Genomic DNA, 20,907 nt, shown 5'->3' on the forward strand with positions numbered 1-20,907 from the left:
CCAATAAAATTAAAATCTTTTCTGATATTTATTTCGGATAAATACAGCAATTGAATTCATGATAATGAGCAGCGTCATCAAGACGATGATCCCCGCGGCTGCTACATCATGAAAGGCTACCTGCGGACGTTTAGTCCAATCAAATATTTGCATTGGAAGGGCAGTAAATGTACTCAATAAACTATTTGGTGTAAACATAAGAATAGTTGGAATTCCAATGACTACGAGAGGTGCTGTTTCACCAATGGCTCTAGAAAGAGCTAATATACTTCCCGTTAAAACTCCCGGAATTGCTGTAGGCAGCACGACTCTTAAAATTGTCTGCCATTTCGTGGCACCCATGGCAAAAGATGCTTCCCTTAATTCCCCCGGCACCGCCCTGATTGCTTCCTGAGATGCAACGATAATAACCGGCAAGATTAGAAGGCTCATTGTTAATCCGGCAGCGAGAATGGAAATCCCAAGCCCAAAATATCGGACAAAAATGGTCAGTCCCAGGAGGCCGAATACAACAGACGGCACCCCTGCCAGATTAGAAATATTAATCCGGATAAAATCAGTCATTTTATTCTTTTTAGCGTACTCTTCTAAATAAATCGCTGTTCCCACCCCTAAAAACATGGAAACCGGGGCAACTACAAGCATTAGATAAATAGATCCCAGAAAAGCCGACTTTATTCCTGAGTTTTCAGGAATTCTGGAGGCAAAACGCGTAAAGAAATCAAAGCTCAGATATTCACTTCCTTGAGTGACAATACGAAACAGCAGGATTGCAAGAACGATTAAACCAAACATTGTCGCAGCTAAAAATAATCCTTTTAATATATTGTTTTTAATCAGACGTGATTTAGTCTTGGCTGCAACCTGCTCATGATTGATATAATTCATGCTTAGTACTCCTCCCTAAAACGCTTAGAAATATATTGTGCAAGCATGTTCATCACAAGAGTAAACAGGAACAGCGTAAACCCGACTGCATAAATACTGTAATAAATCGTGGTTCCGTATCCTGCATCACCTGTGGCTACCTGAACAATATAAGCTGTCATAGTCTGAATTGAACCTGTAAGGTCTGCATCAAACCTAGGAGTAGAACCTGCTGCAACCGCAACGATCATTGTTTCTCCTATTGCACGTGAGATTGCCAGTACAGTGGACGCAACGATTCCGGATATCGCAGCCGGCAGCACTATTTTTAATGCAACCTCAAGCTTTGTCGATCCGAGTGCATAAGCCCCGTCTCTCATGGAATTAGGCACCGAATTCATCGCATCCTCAGAGAGTGAAGCAATCATTGGTGTAATCATAATTCCTACTACAATTCCCGGGCTTATTGCGTTAAAAATACTGATCTCTGGAAACATCGATCGCAAAATTGGCGTAACAAATGTAAGTGCAAAAAATCCGTATACAATGGTTGGAACTCCAGCCAAAACCTCTAAAATAGGCTTAATAATCTTTCTTACTCGTCGGCTCGCATACTCACTCAAATAAATGGCTGTAGCAATTCCGATTGGCACTGCCACTAAAATGGCAATTCCTGTGATCTTTAATGTACCTACCACCAAGGGCAAAATACCATAGGTCGGGGTTGAGTTGGCGAATGGATACCATTCTCTGCCTGTTATAAATTCGATAATTGGAACTCTGGAAAAGAAGATGCCCGTTTCCACAATCAACGTAAATAAAATTCCTATTGTTGTTAACACTGAAACCGCCGCAATTAAAAATAATAATTTCGGCATTATTTTTTCAATCAAGGCCAGGAGACCCCGATTGCTTTTTTCTGCAATCAATTCCTGTACCGAGATGGTTGTTTTCGGTTCCTTCATAGACACTGTGAAATCCTCCTTATCCAAAGACAGAATGAGAGGAGCAGCATGGATCCCACGCTCCCCTCATAGTAATTGTTTCTTAATTATTGTTTTAGTTCTTCAATCTTTTCCATGTCCTCGTTATAAAGTTCCTGAGGAGCTCTTACATATCCTACCGCTTCAGCAAGATCACCTGCATTTTCGATTGCAAAAGTGATAAAGTCAGCAGCAGCTTCATTTTCCTGGATCGAAGCATTGCTTACATAAGTAAACAACGGACGTGATAATGGAGCATATTCTCCAGATTCAATCGTTTCATTTGTTGGCTCAACAGGACCCTCACCACCATCAATTGGCACAACTTTAAGTGTATCCTGATTTTCAAGGTAGTAGGCATATCCGAAGTAACCGATAGCGTTAGGCGATCCAACTACACCCTGTACAAGTACGTTATCATCCTCTGATAGGGTTGCAGAGCGGACAATATCCTCATCCTCAAGGATTACTTCATTCCAGTAATCATATGTTCCTGAATCTGTTCCAGGTGAATAGTATTCAATTGTCTCTTCAGGCCAGCCTTCACGAATGTCAGCCCATGTTTTTTCAGTTCCGTCTTCTACCCACATCGCTTTCAGCTCTTCCACAGTCAGATGGTCAACCCAGTCATTGTCCTGGCTGACAACAACCGACAAACCGTCAAAACCAATTTCAAGTTCTGTATAGTCAACTCCTGCCTCTTCTAGCGCAGATGCTTCTTCATCTTTAATCGGGCGGGATGCATTTGAAAAATCCGTTTCACCTGCGATGAATTTTTCAAACCCTCCGCCAGTTCCGGATACCCCTGAAGATACCTGTACATTCGGCTGCACTCCTGCATATTCTTCAACAATTGCTTCCATGATAGGAGCTACTGTAGACGAACCGTCTCCGCGCACTTGACCTTCAAGTGTTTCTTCACTTGCGGTATTGTTATCACCGTTAGATCCATTTGTTTCAGTTTCACCTTCATCTCCGCATGCAGCAAGAAATAAAGCGGATCCTACCATAGTAGTCATTGCCAAGTACTTAAAACTCTTCATAAATGTAATTCCTCCTAAAGGGTTGGTTGATTTGTCCTACATGTAATAGATTACAGCTAGACTATTAACCTCATATAAACGAAGTGTAAATGTTTTGTAAATGTCGCATTTTGAGGTTTTATAGCAAAACTACAAGATCTATAGCCAAATCATCTTTCAATGCATACAAAAAACCAGATTCCCGTATCGGAATCTGGTTTTAAAAAATTATTAATTTCCTTCTTCAGCCGCTTCGTCAGATGTCTCAACCTCAACATCTTCATCGGCTCCGCCTTCATTCATGCGTTTTTCTCTCAGTTCGAAATACTTTTCAAGAATAGCTACACCCAGATCTTCATTTGCATCAACACGCAAACGATCTGTCCCATCATTTGGATATACCCATGGCACCATAACGGAAAAAGCTACCTCAGGCTTATCAGCCGGCGCATAACCTACCAAAGTCGAATTAATAGTATGCGGAGGATCACCATAATAATGCTCCTGGTACTTAGGTCCGAAATAGACAACCTCTGCCGTTCCCGTTTTACCTGCGGCTACATAGCCATTCCCTTTCAGGTCCTGACCTGTACCGTTTGCTCCATTAAAACTGGCGTGGAAGCCTCTTTTTACATGATCTATTTCTTCTTGAGTATTTCCTAATTTATTTAATATTTTTGGTTTCATCTCTTGAACCAATGGACCAAGTGATTCATTGTTTTCACTTGGCTCACGGATTTGCTTAACCACTTTGGGCGCTACCCTGTTTCCATTATTTGCAATAGTGGAGACGTACTGCACCATCTGCATAGCGGTATACGTATCAAACTGACCGATAGATAAATCCAGATATTTACCTGGAGCAAAGTCGTTCATCGCCTGGAAACCGGTATTTTCCCCGGGCAAATCAATTCCTGTTTCTACCCCTAGCCCGAACTGACCAAAATAATTTCTGAATTTCATAAATGATGATTGACCTATATTGATCGGCGCTTTAGGAACATAATTTGCTCCAGCCATATCAATTGCTACTTTAAACATATAACCATTAGAAGACCTTTCCAGCGCTTCAAGGTCGGTCATTTGCCTGTATGCTTCCCTATTACCATAATAGGATCCTTTTTTCGGAGTACCTTTTATTTCGATAACTTCATCCACATACCCTTTATACGGGTGAGAGATCCCATCCTGATAGCCTGATAGCACTGTAGCCCCTTTAACACTAGAACCAGCTTCGTATGCACTGGTAAACGTTCCAATATTGTAATCTTCAATTTTATTCTCATCTTCATTAAACTGCTGGCCAACCATGGCCAAAACTTCGCCTGTGTCAGGTTCCATCATAACAACAAACGCCCGATCAAAAATAGGCCGGCCTCCGCCCATCTTTAACTGGGTAACATAATCTCCAACGACTTTTTCAATTTCTTTCTGAAGCTCCATATCAACAGATAAAACAAGATCTTTCCCGCGTTCTCCTTCATGAACAATCTGGGAGTCAATGACATTTCCGCCTTTATCCGTAATCGTTTTAATCTTTGACTTTTGTCCCTGCAGGATATCCTCATACTGCATTTCAAGGTAGCTTGTTCCTACACGGTCGTTCCGTGTGTAGCCTTTAGACAAATAATATTCAATCTTATCTTCCGGGATTGCCCTGACATTACCTAAAGCAGAACGGAAAACATCGCCGTAAGGATACTGTCGGTTCCAGTCAACCGTTGTATTCACGCCAGGCAAGGTATTAAGATGTTCACTGACAACTGCAAATTCTTCATCTGTAACATCTTTATTTTTAATGATCTGAGGAGAAAGATTATAGCCTGATTGCATTTCACGGTAAATCGCCAGCTCTTTTAACTGCTGATCTGTAATTGAATTTATTTCTTCCTCTGTAATTCTTTCCCGAATTAGAGCATCATACTCATTTTGATCAATCTCGCCATCATCAAGCATAACTTTTTCTTCTTCAGTTACTTTTGCCTGAGCCAGCTCTTCATTTTGAGTGATCCAAAAGTCCAGTTTATCACGTTCCGTTACTTTATCTGTGCTCATATCAATTAGCTCAGCTAACCGTTTAGCTACTAAAAGCATCTCTTCCTGCTTGGTTTGCTGCGTTTTTGTATAAGTTATGGCGTTAACCGGCTGGTTGTCTACGACAATATTGCCGTAGCGGTCAAAAATCTTCCCTCGCGGAACGCTCGTGTTAACCAGTACTTCCTCTGTGCGCTCCAGCTCCCGCACGTAATTCTCACCATTTACGATCTGTAAAACCCCTAAGCGCAGAATCAAAAGTGAAAACAGTAAAAAAACGGCAAAAAACAGCACATTCATACGTGAAGACACATGATTCTTCTTGTGTTTTTTCTCCTTTGTGCGAGAAGCATCCTTTTTCAATCACATACTTCCTTTCTATTAAACAGTTTCCTATTCTATCATTTTATATAAACTAAGATACTTTTTCCATACTTAGACGTTATCTTCATTAAAAAGACATAAAAAATCCCCGCGCCTCATTTGGCGCAGGGATTCTTTAAAAATTTATTTTGCTGCAACATACAGCTCTTCTACAGCATTCCAGTCTACAACATCCCAAAAAGCATTGATGTAGTCAGGGCGCTTGTTTTGATATTTAAGATAATAAGCATGCTCCCAAACATCAAGTCCAACAACTGGTGTTTTTCCTTCTGTTAAAGGAGAATCCTGATTAGGAGTGCTTGTAATCTCAAGCTCACCATTGTTTACAACTAGCCACGCCCAGCCGGAACCAAAACGGCCTGCTCCAGCAGCAGCAAACTCTTCCTTGAATTTTTCGAAGCTGCCAAATTTATCATTGATTGCAGAAGAAAGATCGCCTGTTGGCTCTCCGCCGCCGTTTGGAGAAAGAATCTTCCAGAAGAAAGAATGGTTAGCATGTCCGCCTCCATTATTTCTTACCGCTGTACGAATTGACTCTGGAACAGAATTAAGGTCTGCAATTAATTCATCAATTGTTTTAGACTGCAGATCTTCGTGACCCTCTAAAGCATCGTTTAATTTTGTTACATACGTGTTATGGTGTTTCGTGTGGTGGATGTTCATGGTTTCCTTGTCGAAATGTGGTTCTAGCGCATCATAAGAATAAGGTAATTCTGGTAAAGTATAACCCATGATTAAATTCCTCCCTATGTAAGTTGTTGTTGAGCTGATTGGATCAGCTTTACTGTTTCAGATTACCAAAAACTGAACTAACCTTCAATTTTTATGCTTATAAAAAAGCATCTTCTCTTGTTATTCCCTCTTTCAGGAACAATAACCGGAATCATAAAACCCATAATAAGAAAATGATAATCATGACTGTTTGAATAAATCCTTTAGTGACAGCAGAGGTTATAAAACCAATTACGGACCCAAAACCAATTCGAAATGCCTGTTTCAGAGGTGTACGATTCACAGCAAGCTCCCCGAGGACCGCACCAATAAACGGTCCGGCAATGATACCGACAACTGGGATTACAAAAGGACCAATCAACAAGCCGACCGTACTGCCCCACATTCCTGCATTTGAACCGCCGAAACGTTTTATGCCAAATATATTAGCCACGTAGTCTGCTCCAAAAAGCAAAAGAATAAATAAAATTTGAATCGTCCAAAATAACCAGTTAAAATCAGCGAACGTGAAGAGCGCACCGTACAATAAAAACCCGGCTAAAATAAACAATACGCTCGGAATAATAGGATAAATTAAACCTGCAAACGCGATAAGAAAGACAATTGAAATTAGGACCCAATAAATCATTTCCATACGATCTGCCTCCTTTCGCCTTCAGTATACTACAAAAATGAGAAGAGCATTATCTGCTCTTCTCATTACCTTTACATTACTTTCTTAAACCAAGTACGGCTTCAGCAATATTCACTGCGTGGTCGCCTATACGCTCAAGATTTGAAACGATATCAACAAAAACAATTCCAGCCTGTCCGGAGCACTGTCCTTCATTCAGGCGAATAATATGCTTTTTACGGAATTTACGTTCCATTTTATCAATTAGATCTTCTTTTTCTGCAACGTCGCGCGCAATCGCCTGATCATTTTGATCTAACGCTTCTATCGCATTGGAAACAGCATCAATCGTAAGTGTGAACATTTCGTTTAAATCTTCCATAGCGTCTTCAGTCATTTTAACCTTATTCGCCTGTTGATAATCCACCAGCTCGATCACATTTTCAAAATGGTCACCAATCCGTTCAATATCACGGACAGTATCCATCAAAATGGAGTGGCGTTCGGATTCCACAGCAGAAAGGGAGGCACCTGAAAGCTGGATTAAATAATCTGTTATTTTAGAATCAAGATTATTAATGGCATCCTCAATCTGATAACCAAGCTCTGCTTTTTTGGTGTTTTTAGTTTTTAAGTAATCAAATGCTTCGTTTAGTCCCTGTACAGCAAATCCACCCATACGGAGAACTTCTTCTTTCGCCTGTCCTAATGCGATTGAAGGAGACTGTTCAATAAAGTTTGGATCCAGATGCTTCGGTTTAAACTCAATAACAACCTCTTTACCAGGAATAATTTTTGTAACGATCAATGCTAATACTGCAATAAATGGAAACTGGACAATGGTATTTGACACATTAAATGTTCCGTGAGCAAAAGCGATTTGCATCGCCGGTTCTAATTGCAGGAATTGATCAATCCAAGTGATAAACCACATAAATGGTGTTAACAAAACCATGAATATTATTGTTCCAATAATATTGAACAACACATGAACTGCTGCTGCCCTTTTGGCAGCAACTGAAGCACCAATTGCAGCAAGTACAGCTGTAATCGTTGTCCCAATATTATCACCAAACAAAACAGGAATAGCCGCATTTAATGAAATTAAATCTTCTGAGTAAAGCCCCTGCAGTACCCCGATTGTCGCACTTGAACTTTGGACAATCATCGTAAAGACAGTACCAACAATGACCCCTAGAATCGGGATATCACTCATGCTTTGGGTTAAATCAATAAATGCCTGAAGCTCTCGAAGCGGCTTCATACCGTCACTCATAAGTCCTAAGCCATAAAACAGCATCCCAAATCCAAACACAATCTGTCCGAAGTTATTTACTTTATTATTTTTTATAAAAAATAGAAGAAGCGCACCTAAAGCGGTAATTGGAAGTGCATACTCCCCTATATCAATACCGATGATAAAAGCAGTAACCGTGGTGCCTATGTTGGCCCCCATAATTACCCCGATAGCCTGGCGAAGCGTCATGAAACCTGCGCTAACAAGTCCTATCGTAATAACAGTTGTGCCTGTGCTTGTCTGAAGTAGCACCGTTACAAAAATACCTGCAAGAACACCCATAAATGGATTGGTTGTAAAACGATCCAGTATTTCTCTTAAACGGTCTCCGGCTGATTTTTGAAGGCCGTCACCCATAAACTTGAGTCCGAATAAAAAGATCCCAAGTCCTCCTATAAATTGAAAGAGTACCTCTTGCCAGTTTACTTCCATTATTTCAACCCCTGTTAAACAAATTTAGACATAATTCTTGAAAACCCTCTACAATTATTAATTCTTTTTACGTCTTAAGTAAAGAGGTATTTCGAAAAATTTACAATTGGTTAATATTCAGGGCAATATATTACAGTAATGTTACAGAGTAAACCATTTAGAATGGAAACCACCTTTCTGCTTTGGGTTCGACATTTTTCTTGTCGATTGACCATAATGACAAGTACAATAAAACTGAATGACGATTAAAAGAACCTAGGAGGCTTTCCCTCAATGAACGTATTTAAACAATTATGGAAGAGCTTGTATTCACCAAAGGATATTGCAAGCTTCCGTTTTCAGGGGATAGGAAAAACCCTTTTATTTTTATTTATCTTATCTTTCCTCTCTCTTATTCCCGTAATTATTCAAGTTACACAGCTTGGCAATGCTATTTTTTCAGAAGGTGAAGATCTCCTGCAAAACGAAGTCCCCTCCTTTGAAGTTCAAAACGGGACGCTTGTATCCGAAAATGAGGAGCCTGTAACAATTGATGGAACCCGTTTCACTGTTATCGTGGATGATTCCGGTGAAGTAACAGAACAAAATCTCCGTGCAGGATCAAGTACAATCGCTTTGCTAAAAGAGGAGATCGTCGTAGCGGTCGGCCCGGAGCGCCAAAGCTACCCTTATACCATGTTTACAGGGATCACCTTTAGTACAGAAGGTATTTCCTCCCTGCTTTCATCAATAGAAGGTGCAAAATATATTCTTTACTTTTTCATCTTTTTTGTCATGTACATATTCTCTACCGGACTAATCTTTCTGAAGGTCTTACTATTTTCAGCTTTAGGGCTGCTATTTGCCAAATCGCTTGAAAAAAAGCTGTCCTTCCGTCACAGCTTCAGGATTACTTCATACAGCGTGGTGCTGTCTACTGTCTTTTTAATCATCATTACCCTTGCAGGTTCAGCTGTACCGGCTGTGAATCTTGTCAATTGGCTGGTGACGAGCATAATGCTATTTTTATCTATTAAAGAAATCCCATCAAGAAAACGTAAAGCGAGCAGCACTTAAATCAAAAATCCCGGATATTCGGGATTTTTTTATTGGGCTGTTCTATTATCCAATTGCCCGCATATGTTCTGTGAGAAACCACAGATGAGGTGACTGCATTGAAAAAACTGTTGACAGTTCTCTTTCTATTACTTTTAGTATTCATCGCATACACAGACCTAACAAAAGGAACAATTGTTCATGAAGCGGTTCTTCCTGAAAGCTCTTCTCAAGTCATTGAAGCGGTGGCAGAACCCGGCGATTCATTGTTAACGATGCTCAAACGCCATGATCATCTTCCTGCTGTCTTTAGTATTGACGAGCTCTCTTATGAATTTTCCTTATTGAATAATGGTCTGCCCCCAAACAAAATTATTGCCGGTGAAACCTATCTTCTTCCTGTTCTAAACTAAAATGCTGCGCTCTATTTCTTGTCAAGTACAATTCAACACTGTTAAAATGATAAAGGATCATTTAAAATAATTAAGCAAGTCTAAAAAAGGGAGCGAATGACACTTGGGTGACATTATACATCGTTCAAATACACGACCAGTTAAAGTCGGCGACCTCACAATTGGCGGAAGTAATGAACTATTTATACAGAGCATGACTACTACAAAAACGCATGATGTGGCAGCGACCGTTGCTGAAATTCATCGTTTGGAAGAAGCCGGATGCCAGGTTGTACGAGTTGCATGCCCGGATGAGCGTGCAGCAAATGCTATTGCTGACATTAAAAAGCAAATTAATATTCCACTTGTTGTAGATATTCATTTTGATTATAAGCTTGCATTAAAGGCTATTGAGGGCGGTGCAGATAAAATACGCATTAACCCGGGTAATATTGGCCGCAGGGAAAAAGTTGAAGCAGTTGTTAAAGCTGCTAAAGCTAAAAATATACCGATCCGCATTGGAGTAAATGCAGGAAGCCTTGAAAGAAAAATTCTTGAAAAATACGGCTACCCTACTGCTGATGGCATGGTTGAAAGCGCATTACACCATATAAAAATACTTGAGGATCTTGATTTCCACGACATTATTGTGTCGATGAAGGCTTCAGACGTCAGCCTTGCGATCGAAGCATATGAAAAAGCTGCAAAAGCTTTCGATTATCCGCTTCATCTTGGAATTACTGAATCAGGAACACTTTTTGCAGGTACAGTTAAAAGTGCAGCAGGACTCGGTGCAATTCTCAGCAAAGGAATCGGTAATACACTTCGTATTTCGTTAAGTGCAGATCCTGTAGAAGAAGTTAAAGTTGCAAGAGAACTATTAAAGTCTTTTGGTCTCGCATCTAACGCGGCCACATTAATCTCATGCCCTACATGCGGACGAATTGAGATCGACCTGATTACCATCGCCAACGAAGTGGAGGAGTATATTTCCACGATTAAGGCACCGATTAAAGTAGCAGTGCTCGGCTGTGCAGTTAATGGTCCCGGAGAAGCACGGGAAGCTGATATTGGAATTGCCGGTGCACGCGGTGAAGGACTATTGTTTATGAAGGGAAAAACAGTTAGAAAAGTACCTGAGGAAACAATGGTTGAAGAACTTAAAATTGAAATTGATAAGCTTGCAGAAGAGCATTATAAAAAGCAGCGTGAAGAGGCTGAACAAGCTGCCTTATCATAATACGGAAATCGGACCGACACTTTGTCAGGTCCGATATTTTATTTTAAAGGCGGTTTATGCGTAGATGAAAACAGGTTATGGCAAGTCCATGCACCCGTTAAAAAAACGGTAGTAATACAATCCCAAGAACAATTGAGAAGGCTCCAAGTCCTATTCCCCAGCTTCCAGCCGTTCTGCTTCCGGCATTTCTTGCAATAAAACCAAGAATTATTGCTAATACCCCAAATAAAACCGGGGCAGTAAATAGCGCGATAATCCCGACAATCAGTGAAGCGTAGCCCAGCCATATTCCTTTGTTCGTATTTTCTATCTTGCCGTCCCGCGCAGGTTCGTCGTTATAGGCATAAGACTGATCTTCGCTTAATTGAGCAAGTTCGTTGGCAAATTCCTCGTCGTAGGAAGCTCTTTCATAATTCTTTTCCAGGCCCGTCTGATTTTTTTCTTCATCATACATCAACGTCGCCTCCTTTCCTGCCATTAGGCATGCCTTAGTATGCTCAAAAACCACCTTAGATACTGATGGTAATTATTTGGCCTTTAGTATGGTACAATAATACTGAATGAACATAAAGGAGTTTTGCAGGAATGACTAAGCGATTTGGTATTGATATTGACGGGACGGTTACTTGTCCTACTTCACTTATTCCCCACATAAATGAGGCATTTGGCCGATCGTTAACGCTTGATGATATTAAAGAATATGACTTAACGAAAGCATTGCCTGATATTTCTCCATCAGCGTTTTCCAACTGGTTTTTGGAGGCTGAGCCTGTTATTTATTCTTCATCCCCCATTGTGGACTATGCAGACAAAATTTTGGAGCAATGGAAGGCTTCGCACGAATTGTATTTTATATCGGCGAGAAGCGAAAGACATTTTGACTTAACACTTGAATGGTTTAAACAGCACGGGATTGATTATGACCATATTGAACTAATCGGCTCCCATGATAAAGTTAATACTGCCAAAAAGTTTGATGTAGATATTTTCTTTGAGGATAAACATGATAATGCAGTTATGATTCATGAGGAATGCGATATTCCAGTTGTTTTATTTGATACACCCTACAACAGATCTGCGATTCCAAATGGGGTGATCCGGGTAGAAAACTGGATTCAGGCGAAGGAATGGGTAAATGACTGGCTGAAAAAAGCAGATTAAAAAGCACCTGAAGAACCCAAAAAGGGTGCTTCAGGTGCTTTTTTTCAGGCGGTGCACTCAGGGCAGGTTCCGTAAATCTCAAACTTATGTCCTGATACCTCGTACCCGTTTAAATTCTCGCTCAGATCAATCATCGGGCATGTATGAATTTCTTTCGTTTTTCCGCAATCCATACAGATGAAATGATGATGGTGCTGATGGCTTGTGCAGGTAAATCGAAAATGTTTTTCGCCGGAAAGCTCCGTTTCCTCCAAAATGTCAAGCTCGACAAAAAGAGATAAGTTGCGGTAAATCGTGTCAAAGCTTAAGCCTTTAAAATCATCATTCATAGCCCCTAGTACTTCCCGGGCAGTCATGTAACGATCATGATTGGCAAAAAGCTCAAGCATAAATTCTCTTTTGCCCGTGTGTTTATAGCCTTTTTCTTTTAATAATTGCATCGCGTGTGTAACATTCATTTCTGCGTCACCCCATTTTAATTTCTTACGGACTGCCAATTTTTAAGTCCAATGGCAAAGAGCAATAATAAGATGGAAGAAATCACGATTGTTCCGCCTGGTGCCAAATCAAGGTAAAATGCGCTAAACAACCCGACAATAACAGCGAGTTCACCAAACAATATCGAAAAAAAGATGGTCTGTTTAAATCCTCTTGCAATTCTCATGGCAGCCGCTACCGGGAGAGTCATTAACGAGGAAACCAAAAGAATACCGACGATTCTCATGGAAGCTGCTATGACAAGAGCAACCATTACCATGAAGACGAGATGCAGGATTCGTGTAGACAACCCCGATGCTTTTCCAAACTCCTCATCAAACGAAAGCAAAAATAATTCCTTATACAATAGTATAACAATTGAAATAACCGTTACAGCAATTCCAAGAATCAGCCAAAGATCGCTTCTGCTTACAGCACTTACACTTCCAAATAAATAGCTGAATAAGTCCGTGTTAAAGCCGTCAGCAAGTGATATGAATATTACCCCTACACCGATCCCTCCTGAAAGAATAATCGGAATTGCCAGCTCCTGATAATGCTTATAAACCGATCGGAGCCGTTCGATAAAAAGTGAACCCGTCACTGAAAAACCCATACCCAGCCATAAAGGATTTAATCCGTTAAAGGCAGCAAAGCTTTTACTTAAAAACAAGCTCGCAGCGATACCGGAAAGCGTCACATGACTTAATGCATCAGCAATTAAGGATAATCGCCTGACGACAATAAACGCTCCAAGTAAAGGGGCGATAACGCCGATAATAAGACCGGTCAGAAATGCATTTTGTAAAAACTGATATTGAAAAATAGCCTGAATCATAAGGATGTTCCCTCTTCTGTGTGATGGTGATGGCCATGGTCATGATGAAGCCTGTGCACTTCATGACCATAAAATTGAGAAAGCTCGTTATCCTTTACCTGCTCAAAGTCCTTTGTACTGCCATGAAAATGGATTGAGTTATTTAAGCATGCCACATGGGTTACTTTGCTGGTAATCGTGCCAATATCATGAGTGACAAGTAAAAGCGTGATGGACAGCTGCTTGTTCAATCGCTCAAGCATGTCGTAAAACGTTTGAACATTTTTTGAATCTACCCCGACTGTGGGCTCATCTAATATCAGTACATCCGGCTCACTAACGATGGCTCGTGCAATAAACACCCGCTGCTGCTGGCCGCCCGATAGCTCTCCGATATTGCGATTCATAAAATCTTCCATACCGACAGCTTTGATCGCTTTTTCAATTTGCGGTTTTCTTTTTCTTCCGATCATTTTAAAAAGGCCTGCTTTTTTTGTCAGCCCGCTTGCCACTACTTCATAAACAGTAGCAGGAAACCCCGTATTAAACGCGTTTGCTTTCTGTGAAACATACCCAATCCGCTCACGGTCCCGAAATTTCGCCTGCGGCTCTCCAAAAAGAATAACTGTACCCTGACGCGGCTTTAGCAGACCGAGGATGATCTTTAACATAGTGGATTTTCCTGAGCCATTCGGACCAACGATTCCAAGAAAAGCTCCTTTTGGAACGGTGAGATTAATATTTGTCAGTACATAATCCCGATCATAGCGGTAATGTACATTTTTTAATTCAATAACATTGGATGAGGTCATTCTCTACCATCCCTTTCGAACAAGAATCATTCCGATTTAACAAATATTGAGTATACACAAACTTTGATGGAAAGTAAATGATTTGGTTTGATGACTCACCTTTTATTTACAGAAAGCATACAGTGACGTAGGAGGCGATTGACATGAAATGGCTTCAGGCTTTTATCAATACTAAGCTTCATACGTTAACGGCTGAAGAGTTAAGACGGTATGCCGCTCCCTTTGATTTGACGCTGACAGTAAACGAAAGTGAAACCCTGGTAAATCTGATTCGGAAAGAAAGAATTGATTTTTTTAATGAAAAAGAGCGGGCTGTTTTTTTTAAGAAGGTTGAAAAAGTGATTGGTGTTCAGAGAACCCGTAAGCTTGAAACAATCGTACAGACTTTTTTACACGAAAATAAGCTGTGAGACTTTGCTCACAGCTTATTCATTTATTGACCGAGTATATCCTCAAGCAGCTGAGGGTTAAATGTCTGTTCTTTTAACATTGCAATTTCATGCTTGTATGGTGGTTTTTTATCTTTCTTGTCCTCGCCTACATAAGGGGTCTCAAGAATTTTCGGAATGTCTTTAAAGGCCTCATGATGAACAATGTAGGAAAGAGCCTCAAAACCAATATTGCCAAAGCCTATGTTTTCATGGCGGTCTTTGGCTGCTCCTCTGACGTTTTTACTGTCATTCACGTGAACGACCTTAATCCGGTCAAGACCGACTATTTTATCAAACTCCGTTAAAACACCATCGAAATCGTTCACCAGATCATAGCCTGCATCATGCGTGTGGCAGGTGTCAAAGCATACAGAGATCTTATCATTATGAACCACGCCATCAATGATACGGGCAATTTCATCAAAGCTTCGTCCGCACTCAGACCCTTTTCCGGCCATTGTTTCAAGCGCAATTTGCACTTCCTGATCCGGAGTGATCACTTCGTTAAGCCCTTCCACAATTTTAGCAATGCCAAGATCCGTCCCTGCCCCTACATGAGCGCCGGGATGCAGCACGATTTGCTTTGAGCCTAATGCTGCAGTTCTATCTATTTCTGAACGAAGAAAATTCACGCCAAGCTCAAAAGTTTCAGGCTTAGTTGTATTTCCGATATTGATAATATAAGGAGCATGTACAACAATATCGCTCATTCCGTTAGCTTTCATATGGGCCAGTCCGGCCTCGATATTCAGGTCTTCTATTGCTTTTCTTCGGGTATTTTGCGGTGCACCAGTATAAATCATGAAAGTTGAAGCACCATAGGATGCTGCTTCTTCACTTGCTGCAAGAAGCATTTTTTTCCCGCCCATTGATACATGAGATCCAATTTTCAACATGATTTCCCCCTGATTAATCTTTTTTACGCCGGGTAACCCGTCGCTCTCTTTTTTTAATCTGGTCCATTTTGTATTGCATTTTTTTCTTATAACCGGGTTTTACTTTTTTAGGCTTTCTGACAAGAGATTTAGCTTTAACATCAATTTCATTTTCAGCTTTTTTCCTATTTGAGCGTTTATGGCGGTCAGTAAGCTCCACCCATTCCCCGTTGCGGACCTCCATATGCTTGAAGGAAATACCCTTTTTCTCCACCTGGTTCAATGCGTCTTCATCGGTTGGTTCATAAAGTGTGATTGCCGTGCCTGAATGGCCTGCACGGGCTGTTCTGCCAACGCGATGCACAAAGAAATCAAGATCAGTAGGAAGCTCGAAATTTATTACATGGCTGACACCCGGGATATCAATTCCGCGGGCAGCTAGATCTGTCGCCACGATATATTGGTATTCTAAATCGCGAATTTGCTTCATCATTCTTGTTCTTTCACGTGCAGCTAGTCCCCCGTGAACCCGTCCTACTTTTAATCCTTTTGAAAGCAGTGCATCCGCTACTTCATCAGCTTTTACTTTAGTATTGGTGAAAACGATAGCCAGGAAGGGATTAAAGGATGTTAACACATCATACAGGACCTCAATTTTACTGCCGCTTTTTTTAGGAACTAAGATAAATTCTATATTTTCAGCCTGGACCTGCTTCGGTTCAATATGAGCGTATTGAGGGTTTTCCATGTATTTTTTCAGGAATGGTTTTAGTTTTTCAGGAATAGTTGCAGAGAAAACTAAAATCTGAAGGTTTTCCGGCATGCGGGATGCTATCTGATCAACATCTTCAATAAATCCCATTTCAAGCATTAAATCTGCTTCATCGATCACAATGGATGAAGCTGTGTGAACAAATAGTGCTTGTTCCTTAATTAGATCATTAATTCTTCCCGGTGTTCCTACCACTATCTGCGGCTGGGATTTCAGCTTTTCAATGGTGCGCTGTTTATCTGTTCCTCCAACAAAGCACTTACTTAAAAGAGGCGTCGGAAAATGAGCAGTAATTTTTCCTACTTCGTGATGAATCTGTTTGGCAAGCTCACGGGTGGGCGCCGTAATAACCAACTGAACTTCCTGTTTGCTAAGATCAACCTGATTTAATAGAGGAAGTAAATATGCATGTGTTTTCCCGGTTCCAGTTTGTGATTGTCCAATCGCGCTTTGCCCTTTTTTAATCATAGGAATCATTTTTTCCTGTATAGGTGTCGGTTCATGAAATCCAAGAGCCTGGATTGCTTCTGAGATATATGAGGTAAATTCATAACGTTTGAATGCTTGAGACATCTTTCGATCACTCCTTTTCATTATCCTCGATTGATCAAATCTTGGATTCGTCCAAAAGACTATTATAATCAACTTTACACCAAAACACCAGAAGATTTCTTATAGAGGACTCTTTTGTCCGCTCATAATTTAAAAACCGAAATCGTCATATCAGTATTCACTTTATTTTACCCATTAAAACAAATCCGTCTCTTCCTCTTCTATGCCATTTGCATATACTGAAATAAGCATTGATATAAAGTGAGGCGAAAACTGATGAACCGTAGACAATCAATTCCCTACTCGGGCTTTCAAATGCCTGGCGGACACGGAGCAGGACAGCGAATGAGCCCCTTCTCTACAAGATCATCCTATCAACCTCAAGGAGGATTTTCTCCTTTTACACAGGGCAGACAGCAGGCTGGTGCACAAAAAAAGGGCCTGCTTTCGATTTTCAGCCGTAAAAACAACGTTTCTGCAGGTCAACCTGGCATAGGAAATATGCTTTCAGGAGCAAATCAATTTTCTCAGCCTGGAGGCAGCGGATTTTTTCAGCAGGGATTTTCTCCGGCTGCCGGAGCTGGCCAGTTCATGCAGGGGGGCGGTGAACAGGCTGCAAGAGGAATCGGTTCCTTGCTTGGCGGCTCTCAGGGAAGCGGCGGCACAGGAGCGGCGGCAAGCCTTTTATCTGCTGAGAATCTTCAACGATGGGTCGGCAGTACACAGCAAATGATTTCTACGGCTCAGCAGGCGCTGCCAATGATCCAGCAGTATGGACCTCTTATTCGCAACTTCCCTGCCATGTGGAAGTTGTATCGAAGCCTAAAAACAGAAGGTGACGACAAGAAGGATTCGGAAGAAGCAGCTGAGCCCGTAGTAAACGAGCAATCCTTGCTTAAAGAGCCAGAAGATGAAAAAGAGTCAGTAGTGACTGAGGCTCCAGTGGCAAGACGGGAAAGAGAATCCCTTCCTAAACTGTTTGTTTAGCTTATGTTCTTTTATTTGTTCCCTGGTACTATCTCCTTTATAATGAAACTATACAGAGATCGATCAAGTAGGAGGTAGTGCATGAATACACTTAAAATCACACCCAGAGGCTATTGCTATGGAGTTGTGGATGCAATGGTCATCGCCCGGAATGCAGCGCTTGATAAAACGCTGCCAAGACCGATTTATATATTAGGAATGATTGTTCATAATAAACATGTAACAGACGCGTTTGAAGAAGAGGGCATTATCACCCTTGACGGGGTAAACAGAAAAGACATTCTCGAAAAGGTAACTGAAGGAACCGTTATCTTTACAGCTCATGGTGTATCCCCTGAGGTACGGGAAATCGCGAGACAAAAAGGACTGACATCGATTGATGCTACCTGTCCGGATGTAACCAGAACCCATGATTTAATTCGTGAAAAAGAAGCACAGGGCTATCATGTCGTATACATCGGTAAAAAAGGACACCCGGAGCCGGAAGGTGCTGTAGGGGTGGCCCCATCCATTGTTCATCTTATCGAAACTCCATCTGATGTAAAAGACCTGACGATTAATAATGACAAGATCATCGTGACCAACCAAACCACGATGAGTCAATGGGATGTACTTGAGGTTATTGAAAAAGTAAAAGAAAAATATCCTCAGGCTGAAGAACATAAGGAAATTTGTCTCGCAACCCAGGTCAGGCAGGAAGCAGTGGCTGAGCAGGCTGGGGCGGCTGACGTATTAATTGTCGTTGGAGACCCAATGAGCAATAACTCAAACCGCCTTGCTCAGGTATCACAGGAAATAGCCGGGACACCTGCCTACCGAGTTGCGGATGTTTCTGAAATCAAATCTGAATGGCTGATTGGAGCAGAAACAGTTGCTGTTACCGCGGGAGCTTCGACTCCGACGCCTATTGTTAAAGAAGTAATGAATTATATAAATCAGTTTGATCCGAATGACCAATCAACCTGGCTGAATGAGAAGAAAGTGCCATTATCAAAAATTCTGCCAAGAATCAAAACACCTACCAAGCCCATTACAATATTGCCATACAGCAAATCCTAAAAAAAAGCCAGTGAAAACACTGGCTTTTTTTGTTTAATCAAATGAAAAGGGGTCTGTGTTTATAGATGAAGGAATAAACTCAACATCAAAATTACTTTCCAGACACCTTACCTTCATTTCTTCTGCAGTCCCTGCCTTCATTACTTTTTCAATATTATGACCGGGGTCAATAATATTCAATCCCATCATTTTTGCATCGTGAGCCGTATGGTACTCCACATCTCCCGTTATATAGACATCAGCACCGCTAAATCTTGCTGCATTCATGTATCTATTTCCTGTACCTCCTAAAACAGCAACCTTTTTCACTTCAGCATCCGGATTTCCTACGTAACGAAGAGCTGGTACATCAAACTTCATTTTTACATATTCAATAAATTCACGAAGCTTCATCGGTTTCTGTAAATAGCCGACTCTTCCAAGCCCAAGCTGCTTCCCGGGCCTTGCTTCTTCATAAAGATCGTAAGCTACCTCTTCATAAGGATGCGCCTTCTCCATTGCACGGATTACACGCTTTTCAATCGAATCATAGATAATGGTTTCAATCCTTACTTCTTCTACTTCCTCCAATTGATTGGCTTCACCTATATAAGGATCAGCTTCAATGGTCGGTTTAAATCTGCCTGTGCCTGCCGATGTGAAGGTGCAATGTGAATACGCTCCAATATACCCCGCTCCTGCTTCTGCCATTGCGTCTCTTAATTCGTTTTCATGGCTTTTAGGCGTGAACACCACTAGTTTTTTAAACCGATCCTCCGCGGTTTGCGAAAGGACCTTTGTATCAGTTAATTCCAACTGTCTTGCCAGCAGGTCATTTACCCCGCCTTCAGTAACATCAAGATTTGTATGAGCAGTATAAACAGCAATATCATGCTGAATCAGCTTAGCAATAACCCTGCCGGCAGGCTGATCGGTTTGGATCGTTTTCAACGGACGGTAAATAATCGGATGATGGGCAATAATCAGTTTCACACCTTTATCAATAGCTTCATCCACTACCTCTTCCACCACATCAAGTGCGATGAGCACACGTTGAACCGTCTGATTCAGCCTTCCAATCTGAAGACCGACCGGATCCCCCTCTACAGCAAGACCTTTAGGAGAAAATTCTTCAAATAGCTGAATAATTTGATGACCATTTACTTTTTTCACTTTAATGCCTCCTCTACAATTGCCATTTTAGCTTCAAGTTCTGCTCGTTTTTCAGCAATGGTTTGAGATTTACCCGCCAAATCTAACTGGTTTGAAATATTCTTCCACTGTTCGTATTCCTGCATCCATTTCCTTTTAAACACAGCGGATTTTTTCTTGATTAAAACAGGTCCAAGTAAACGTTCAGTGTATGTCAGTTCCGTGGTTATTTCTGAAGGTTCCGCTACTATTATTTCATAAATTTTCTGATCTTCTTCCAGAATTGTTTCCTCGACAACCTTCCAGTTATGTTTAATCAGCCAGTCTCTTATCGAAATAGCACTAATATTTGGCTGCAGAATCAGCCGCTTTACTCCCTTTAATTTTTCTTTTCCTTCATCCAGAATTTGAACAATTAAAGGACCACCCATCCCGGCAATGGTGATTACATCCGCCTCGCCATCTTTAAGAACAGATAAGCCGCTTCCCTTTCTCACCTCGATCAGATGCTCCAGGTTATTATTTTTCACCTGTTTTAAAGCGGATTGATAGGGGCCTTCTACAACTTCACCGGCGATTGCAGAAACTGCCTTCTGCTGAAGGACTAAATAGCATGGCAGGTAAGCATGGTCAGAACCAATGTCTGCAACTTTTGAGCCTCTTGGAACAAACGCTGCCACCTGAGACAATCGAAGGGACAATTTTTCACTATTCATCTTTTCACCTCCATTAATCACTTGAAAACCATACATGATAAAAGGGCGGACCACTTTAAATGGCCGCCCCTTTTTAATAATTATTA

The 20,907-nt window shown here is 41.1% G+C and carries 22 protein-coding genes; 7 read left to right on the forward strand and 15 right to left on the reverse strand.

All coding sequences use genetic code 11. The features are described 5' to 3' along the window. Nucleotides 1-9 precede the first annotated feature (9 nt). From pstA to C4B60_RS05000, 7 genes are all read right to left on the reverse strand, one after another. Nucleotides 10-888, reverse strand: coding sequence for a phosphate ABC transporter permease PstA (pstA, locus tag C4B60_RS04970; protein ID WP_104056908.1), 879 nt, complete (start codon nucleotides 886-888; stop codon nucleotides 10-12). Between the two features lie 2 nt (nucleotides 889-890). Beyond that, nucleotides 891-1,832: a phosphate ABC transporter permease subunit PstC gene (pstC, locus tag C4B60_RS04975; protein ID WP_104057264.1), complete on the reverse strand. Its 942-nt coding sequence runs from the start codon at nucleotides 1,830-1,832 to the stop codon at nucleotides 891-893. An 86-nt stretch (nucleotides 1,833-1,918) separates the two neighbouring features. Next, a complete protein-coding gene (locus tag C4B60_RS04980; RefSeq protein WP_104056909.1) occupies nucleotides 1,919-2,893 on the reverse strand; it encodes a PstS family phosphate ABC transporter substrate-binding protein in 975 nt (324 codons plus the stop codon). Nucleotides 2,894-3,103: 210 nt separating this feature from the next. Beyond that, nucleotides 3,104-5,206: a peptidoglycan D,D-transpeptidase FtsI family protein gene (locus tag C4B60_RS04985; RefSeq protein WP_167578594.1), complete on the reverse strand. Its 2,103-nt coding sequence runs from the start codon at nucleotides 5,204-5,206 to the stop codon at nucleotides 3,104-3,106. Between the two features lie 207 nt (nucleotides 5,207-5,413). Beyond that, nucleotides 5,414-6,022, reverse strand: coding sequence for a superoxide dismutase (locus C4B60_RS04990; protein WP_209020061.1), 609 nt, complete (start codon nucleotides 6,020-6,022; stop codon nucleotides 5,414-5,416). 151 nt (nucleotides 6,023-6,173) lie between these two features. Then, a complete protein-coding gene (locus C4B60_RS04995) occupies nucleotides 6,174-6,656 on the reverse strand; it encodes a DUF456 domain-containing protein (RefSeq protein ID WP_104056911.1) in 483 nt (160 codons plus the stop codon). A 76-nt stretch (nucleotides 6,657-6,732) separates the two neighbouring features. Next, nucleotides 6,733-8,364: a Na/Pi cotransporter family protein gene (locus C4B60_RS05000; protein WP_104056912.1), complete on the reverse strand. Its 1,632-nt coding sequence runs from the start codon at nucleotides 8,362-8,364 to the stop codon at nucleotides 6,733-6,735. A gap of 273 nt (nucleotides 8,365-8,637) precedes the next feature. Between C4B60_RS05000 and C4B60_RS05005 the strand changes: the two genes are divergently transcribed. The 3 genes from C4B60_RS05005 (at nucleotide 8,638) to ispG (ending at nucleotide 11,031) form a co-directional block, all read left to right on the forward strand. Beyond that, on the forward strand, nucleotides 8,638-9,420 hold the full coding sequence (locus C4B60_RS05005; protein ID WP_104056913.1) for a DUF1189 domain-containing protein: 783 nt from the start codon (nucleotides 8,638-8,640) through the stop codon (nucleotides 9,418-9,420). 98 nt (nucleotides 9,421-9,518) lie between these two features. Beyond that, the gene (locus tag C4B60_RS05010) at nucleotides 9,519-9,812 is read left to right on the forward strand and encodes a hypothetical protein (protein WP_104056914.1); all 294 of its coding nucleotides are present in this window, start codon (nucleotides 9,519-9,521) and stop codon (nucleotides 9,810-9,812) included. 112 nt (nucleotides 9,813-9,924) lie between these two features. Further along, complete coding sequence (gene ispG / locus C4B60_RS05015) at nucleotides 9,925-11,031, forward strand: flavodoxin-dependent (E)-4-hydroxy-3-methylbut-2-enyl-diphosphate synthase (RefSeq protein WP_209020068.1); 1,107 nt, start codon at nucleotides 9,925-9,927, stop codon at nucleotides 11,029-11,031. 97 nt (nucleotides 11,032-11,128) lie between these two features. Here ispG and C4B60_RS05020 read toward each other — a convergent pair whose 3' ends face one another. Continuing rightward, nucleotides 11,129-11,485, reverse strand: coding sequence for a DUF4190 domain-containing protein (locus C4B60_RS05020; RefSeq protein WP_104056916.1), 357 nt, complete (start codon nucleotides 11,483-11,485; stop codon nucleotides 11,129-11,131). Between the two features lie 131 nt (nucleotides 11,486-11,616). Here C4B60_RS05020 and C4B60_RS05025 point away from each other — a divergent pair, with 131 nt between their 5' ends. Continuing rightward, nucleotides 11,617-12,192, forward strand: coding sequence for a hypothetical protein (locus tag C4B60_RS05025; RefSeq protein WP_104056917.1), 576 nt, complete (start codon nucleotides 11,617-11,619; stop codon nucleotides 12,190-12,192). A 44-nt stretch (nucleotides 12,193-12,236) separates the two neighbouring features. Here the strand turns inward: C4B60_RS05025 and zur are convergent, their stop codons facing one another. Genes zur through C4B60_RS05040 form a run of 3 tightly spaced genes read right to left on the reverse strand, consistent with a single transcriptional unit; the run spans nucleotide 12,237 to nucleotide 14,298 of the window. Further along, nucleotides 12,237-12,650 carry a zinc uptake transcriptional repressor Zur gene (gene zur, locus C4B60_RS05030; RefSeq protein WP_104056918.1) on the reverse strand — a complete coding sequence of 138 codons (414 nt, stop codon included), beginning with the start codon at nucleotides 12,648-12,650 and terminating at the stop codon, nucleotides 12,237-12,239. Between the two features lie 17 nt (nucleotides 12,651-12,667). Further along, complete coding sequence (locus C4B60_RS05035) at nucleotides 12,668-13,507, reverse strand: metal ABC transporter permease (RefSeq protein WP_104056919.1); 840 nt, start codon at nucleotides 13,505-13,507, stop codon at nucleotides 12,668-12,670. Continuing rightward, nucleotides 13,504-14,298: a metal ABC transporter ATP-binding protein gene (locus C4B60_RS05040; RefSeq protein ID WP_104056920.1), complete on the reverse strand. Its 795-nt coding sequence runs from the start codon at nucleotides 14,296-14,298 to the stop codon at nucleotides 13,504-13,506. Before C4B60_RS05040 ends, C4B60_RS05035 begins: the two co-directional genes overlap by 4 nt. A gap of 143 nt (nucleotides 14,299-14,441) precedes the next feature. On the opposite strand from C4B60_RS05040, the gene C4B60_RS05045 reads away from it, so the two are divergent. Next, nucleotides 14,442-14,708 carry a DUF2624 family protein gene (locus tag C4B60_RS05045; protein ID WP_104056921.1) on the forward strand — a complete coding sequence of 89 codons (267 nt, stop codon included), beginning with the start codon at nucleotides 14,442-14,444 and terminating at the stop codon, nucleotides 14,706-14,708. A 23-nt stretch (nucleotides 14,709-14,731) separates the two neighbouring features. Here C4B60_RS05045 and C4B60_RS05050 read toward each other — a convergent pair whose 3' ends face one another. Together C4B60_RS05050 and C4B60_RS05055 are read right to left on the reverse strand one after the other, a co-directional pair. Continuing rightward, a complete protein-coding gene (locus C4B60_RS05050; RefSeq protein WP_104056922.1) occupies nucleotides 14,732-15,625 on the reverse strand; it encodes a deoxyribonuclease IV in 894 nt (297 codons plus the stop codon). Nucleotides 15,626-15,638: 13 nt separating this feature from the next. Then, the gene (locus C4B60_RS05055) at nucleotides 15,639-16,949 is read right to left on the reverse strand and encodes a DEAD/DEAH box helicase (protein WP_104056923.1); all 1,311 of its coding nucleotides are present in this window, start codon (nucleotides 16,947-16,949) and stop codon (nucleotides 15,639-15,641) included. A 255-nt stretch (nucleotides 16,950-17,204) separates the two neighbouring features. On the opposite strand from C4B60_RS05055, the gene C4B60_RS05060 reads away from it, so the two are divergent. Next, nucleotides 17,205-17,915 (forward strand): YqfQ family protein, encoded by a 711-nt coding sequence (locus C4B60_RS05060; protein ID WP_245153875.1) that lies wholly within the window; start codon nucleotides 17,205-17,207, stop codon nucleotides 17,913-17,915. Nucleotides 17,916-17,996: 81 nt separating this feature from the next. Beyond that, the gene (locus C4B60_RS05065; RefSeq protein ID WP_104056924.1) at nucleotides 17,997-18,974 is read left to right on the forward strand and encodes a 4-hydroxy-3-methylbut-2-enyl diphosphate reductase; all 978 of its coding nucleotides are present in this window, start codon (nucleotides 17,997-17,999) and stop codon (nucleotides 18,972-18,974) included. A 33-nt stretch (nucleotides 18,975-19,007) separates the two neighbouring features. Here the strand turns inward: C4B60_RS05065 and C4B60_RS05070 are convergent, their stop codons facing one another. Then, nucleotides 19,008-20,126, reverse strand: a complete 1,119-nt coding sequence (locus C4B60_RS05070) for a Nif3-like dinuclear metal center hexameric protein (protein ID WP_104056925.1) — start codon at nucleotides 20,124-20,126, stop codon at nucleotides 19,008-19,010. Then, on the reverse strand, nucleotides 20,123-20,821 hold the full coding sequence (locus C4B60_RS05075) for a tRNA (adenine(22)-N(1))-methyltransferase (protein WP_104056926.1): 699 nt from the start codon (nucleotides 20,819-20,821) through the stop codon (nucleotides 20,123-20,125). Before C4B60_RS05075 ends, C4B60_RS05070 begins: the two co-directional genes overlap by 4 nt. Nucleotides 20,822-20,907 lie beyond the last annotated feature (86 nt).

It is taken from the genome of Jeotgalibacillus proteolyticus (genome assembly GCF_002926065.1).
GTDB classification, from domain to species: domain Bacteria; phylum Bacillota; class Bacilli; order Bacillales; family Jeotgalibacillaceae; genus Jeotgalibacillus; species Jeotgalibacillus proteolyticus.

Excerpts from the sequence above, each read along its gene's own strand:
- pstA (WP_104056908.1), bottom strand. The coding sequence starts at position 888 with ATGAATTATATCAATCATGAGCAGGTTGCAGCCAAGACTAAATCACGT.
- pstC (WP_104057264.1), bottom strand. The coding sequence starts at position 1,832 with ATGAAGGAACCGAAAACAACCATCTCGGTACAGGAATTGATTGCAGAA.
- C4B60_RS04980 (WP_104056909.1), bottom strand. The coding sequence starts at position 2,893 with ATGAAGAGTTTTAAGTACTTGGCAATGACTACTATGGTAGGATCCGCT.
- C4B60_RS04985 (WP_167578594.1), bottom strand. The coding sequence starts at position 5,206 with ATGAATGTGCTGTTTTTTGCCGTTTTTTTACTGTTTTCACTTTTGATT.
- C4B60_RS04990 (WP_209020061.1), bottom strand. The coding sequence starts at position 6,022 with ATGGGTTATACTTTACCAGAATTACCTTATTCTTATGATGCGCTAGAA.
- C4B60_RS04995 (WP_104056911.1), bottom strand. The coding sequence starts at position 6,656 with ATGGAAATGATTTATTGGGTCCTAATTTCAATTGTCTTTCTTATCGCG.
- C4B60_RS05000 (WP_104056912.1), bottom strand. The coding sequence starts at position 8,364 with ATGGAAGTAAACTGGCAAGAGGTACTCTTTCAATTTATAGGAGGACTT.
- C4B60_RS05005 (WP_104056913.1), top strand. The coding sequence starts at position 8,638 with ATGAACGTATTTAAACAATTATGGAAGAGCTTGTATTCACCAAAGGAT.
- C4B60_RS05020 (WP_104056916.1), bottom strand. The coding sequence starts at position 11,485 with ATGTATGATGAAGAAAAAAATCAGACGGGCCTGGAAAAGAATTATGAA.
- C4B60_RS05025 (WP_104056917.1), top strand. The coding sequence starts at position 11,617 with ATGACTAAGCGATTTGGTATTGATATTGACGGGACGGTTACTTGTCCT.
- zur (WP_104056918.1), bottom strand. The coding sequence starts at position 12,650 with ATGAATGTTACACACGCGATGCAATTATTAAAAGAAAAAGGCTATAAA.
- C4B60_RS05035 (WP_104056919.1), bottom strand. The coding sequence starts at position 13,507 with ATGATTCAGGCTATTTTTCAATATCAGTTTTTACAAAATGCATTTCTG.
- C4B60_RS05040 (WP_104056920.1), bottom strand. The coding sequence starts at position 14,298 with ATGACCTCATCCAATGTTATTGAATTAAAAAATGTACATTACCGCTAT.
- C4B60_RS05045 (WP_104056921.1), top strand. The coding sequence starts at position 14,442 with ATGAAATGGCTTCAGGCTTTTATCAATACTAAGCTTCATACGTTAACG.
- C4B60_RS05050 (WP_104056922.1), bottom strand. The coding sequence starts at position 15,625 with ATGTTGAAAATTGGATCTCATGTATCAATGGGCGGGAAAAAAATGCTT.
- C4B60_RS05055 (WP_104056923.1), bottom strand. The coding sequence starts at position 16,949 with ATGTCTCAAGCATTCAAACGTTATGAATTTACCTCATATATCTCAGAA.
- C4B60_RS05060 (WP_245153875.1), top strand. The coding sequence starts at position 17,205 with ATGAACCGTAGACAATCAATTCCCTACTCGGGCTTTCAAATGCCTGGC.
- C4B60_RS05065 (WP_104056924.1), top strand. The coding sequence starts at position 17,997 with ATGAATACACTTAAAATCACACCCAGAGGCTATTGCTATGGAGTTGTG.
- C4B60_RS05075 (WP_104056926.1), bottom strand. The coding sequence starts at position 20,821 with ATGAATAGTGAAAAATTGTCCCTTCGATTGTCTCAGGTGGCAGCGTTT.